At 56.3% G+C, this 2,635-nt stretch carries 2 protein-coding genes; one reads left to right on the top strand and one right to left on the bottom strand.

Features of this window, described 5'->3' with window-relative positions; genetic code table 11:
* Positions 1-120 precede the first annotated feature (120 nt).
* Complete coding sequence (locus VK738_02590) at positions 121-1,923, top strand: histidine kinase dimerization/phospho-acceptor domain-containing protein (protein HTD21511.1); 1,803 nt, start codon at positions 121-123, stop codon at positions 1,921-1,923.
* On the opposite strand, the gene rlmN is transcribed toward VK738_02590, so the two are convergent.
* On the bottom strand, positions 1,847-2,635 hold a 789-nt coding region (gene rlmN, locus VK738_02585; GenBank protein ID HTD21510.1), incomplete at its 5' end, for a 23S rRNA (adenine(2503)-C(2))-methyltransferase RlmN. The genes VK738_02590 and rlmN overlap by 77 nt on opposite strands.

Genomic DNA, 2,635 nt, shown 5'->3' with positions numbered 1-2,635 from the left:
AAACATGGAGAGCAAGCAAAACTTTACAAGAATGGAACCTTCTCGACCTAGGGTCCCCGCGCCCTTGGTTACTAACGTAACCTAAGGGTGTCCTTCATACCGGTTTAGGATGTGAGCGAGGTGCGCAGTTCCTTGGGCGCTTTTTCCAGAACGTGGCTCGCGATTGTCGCTGCCTGTTTGGCGATTCTGGTCGTTGCTGCCCTTTTCCTGCATCAGTCTTTCTTCCTAACGGCGCTCAGTGATGTGGTGCAGTGTATCCTGCTGCTTTCCGGAACCATGTCACTGGTTCCGCAAATTCTTCGAGCGCGGGGCCGCCTGCGCCTGTTCTGGATGCTCATCGGCACCGGCATTACGTTCTGGTTCACCTACCAGCTGTTCTGGACCTATTACGAAGTCTGGTTGCATACCGATGTGCCCGACCTGTGCGCCGCGGACATGATTCTGTTCATGAACATTGTCCCACTCATGGCGGCTGTAGCGCTTCGCCCTCATGCCCCTCAGGATGAATATGCCGCTCGCCTGCGGCGCCTCGATTTTGCTCTATTAATGGTCTGGTGGGGATATCTTTATGTCCTCATCGTGATCCCCTGGCAGTATGTCGTTCCTGATGTTATCCCCTACGACCACAATTTGAACTCGCTCTATCTCATTGAAAAGCTAGCCTTTCTTGGGGCCGTGCTGACAGCCTGGCTAGGCAGCAAAGGTGGATGGAAAATATTCTACGCCAACCTCTTCGGCGCCAGCTTTACTTATGCGGCCGCTTCGTACGTTGCCAATTGGGCGCTTATCCGGAACACCTACTACAGCGGTAGTCTTTACGACATTCCCTTGGCAATTTCCATCGCGTGGTTCACCTGGATTGGTCTGCGCACACGCGACCTTGAACCCAAGGCTGGGGTTCGTTCCACTTCTACCGCTCACGGCGTATGGCTGGCCCGCACTGGTATGATCGCGACCTTTTCTCTTCCCTTGTTCGCGGCATGGGCTCTCTTGGACACATCCATACCTCTTCGCATCCGGTCCTTCCGCTTGATCTTGACCCTGGCGGGGGCATTCGTCATGGGACTCATGGTATTTGTGCGCCAGCGATTGCTCGACGCCGAATTGTTGCGCCTGCTCACCTATTCGCGAGACTCGTTCGTGAACCTCAAGCGGTTGCAGGCACAGATCGTAGAGTCAGAGAAACTGGCTTCTATCGGACAGTTGGTGGCCGGCGCCGCACACGAACTCAACAATCCCATTACCGCTATGCTTGGCTATTCCGACCTGTTGTTGCTGAGCAAGCCATTCACTCCGGAACAGAACGACCTGGCCGTGAGCATCGGCCAGCAAGCCCGGCGCACCAAGACTCTGGTAGCCAGCCTGCTCAGCTTCGCCCGACAGAGTCCCGCCACCATGGCGTCCGTGGATCTCAACACTTTGTTGCGCACGGCCGTTAAACTCTCTCAGCCCCACTGGGAGGCTCTTCATATTGAAGTGCATTCGAAGTTTCAGCAGGACATGCTCATGGTTCAAGGAGACTCTAACCAATTGCTCCAGGTTTGCGTACAGATCATCAATGACGCGCTGCACACCGTGGATGAACATGCAGGCCGGACGCTCAACATCGTCGCGGGCAGAGAAAAGGGCTTGGCAGTCCTCAACTTTTCAGCCCCCGGCGTTTCCCTGGGAACGAGTGGAAGCTCCCGCGAGTCTGCCTCCATGGGTAAAGGAACTCAGGTAACGACTCAGCCCTTCTCCAGCCTGGGATTGAACGCTTGTCAAGGCATCCTGCAGCAACATCATGGAAGGATTTTCTGTCGGACGGACCAGAACGCAGAGAGCAACATCCGCATCGAACTTCCGGTTATTGCCCAGCCTGCGGCGGAGAAATCATCTGAAGCTGGGGTTCCGGTGATGTGGCACGCTCAACCGTTCGCTTGAGCTGTCCGCAGGCCGCGAAAATATCCCGTCCTCGCGGACGCCTCACAAACGCAGGAACTCCCGCCTCCCGCAGGATATTCTGAAACGCCGTCACCCGCTCCGCGCTGGGCGTGGAAAAATCAATCCCCGGTCCTGGATTCAGCGCAATCAAATTCACCTTGCAGCGCATCCCGCGCAATAACTCCGCCACTTCCTTCGCATTCTCAGGGGCATCGTTGACTCCACCGAGCAGTACATACTCGAACGTGATCCACTCCCGAGTGCGCAGCGGAAACGCCCGAGCCGCCGCCATCAGCATCTCGAGATTCCACTTCTTATTCAGCGGCATGAGCCGCGTGCGCAGCTCATCATTCGATGCATTTAAAGAAATCGCCAGCTTCGGCCGGATCGCCTCCCCGCCAAAGTCGTGGATGCGCGGCACAATCCCCGCCGTGGACACCGTCATACGCCGCTCAGCAATGCCAACACACTCCACCAGCAGCCGCGAAGCCTTGATGAAATTTTCGTAATTCAGAAACGGCTCGCCCATGCCCATAAAAACCAGATTGATCCGATCCTCCGGCGGCGAAACCCCTTGATCCTTCAACACGGCGCAAACCTGCCCAACAATCTCCCCGGCCGTCAGGTTGCGCTTCACACCCAGCAAGGCCGTTAAACAGAACTGGCAATCGACGGCACAGCCGACCTGGCTGGAAATGCAAATGGTCGAACG

Source organism: Terriglobales bacterium (assembly GCA_035487355.1).
Taxonomy (GTDB): domain Bacteria; phylum Acidobacteriota; class Terriglobia; order Terriglobales; family Acidobacteriaceae; genus QIAW01.
The sequence above is the reverse complement of the archived record's forward strand: the minus strand, read 5'-3'. Positions and strand labels throughout refer to the sequence as shown.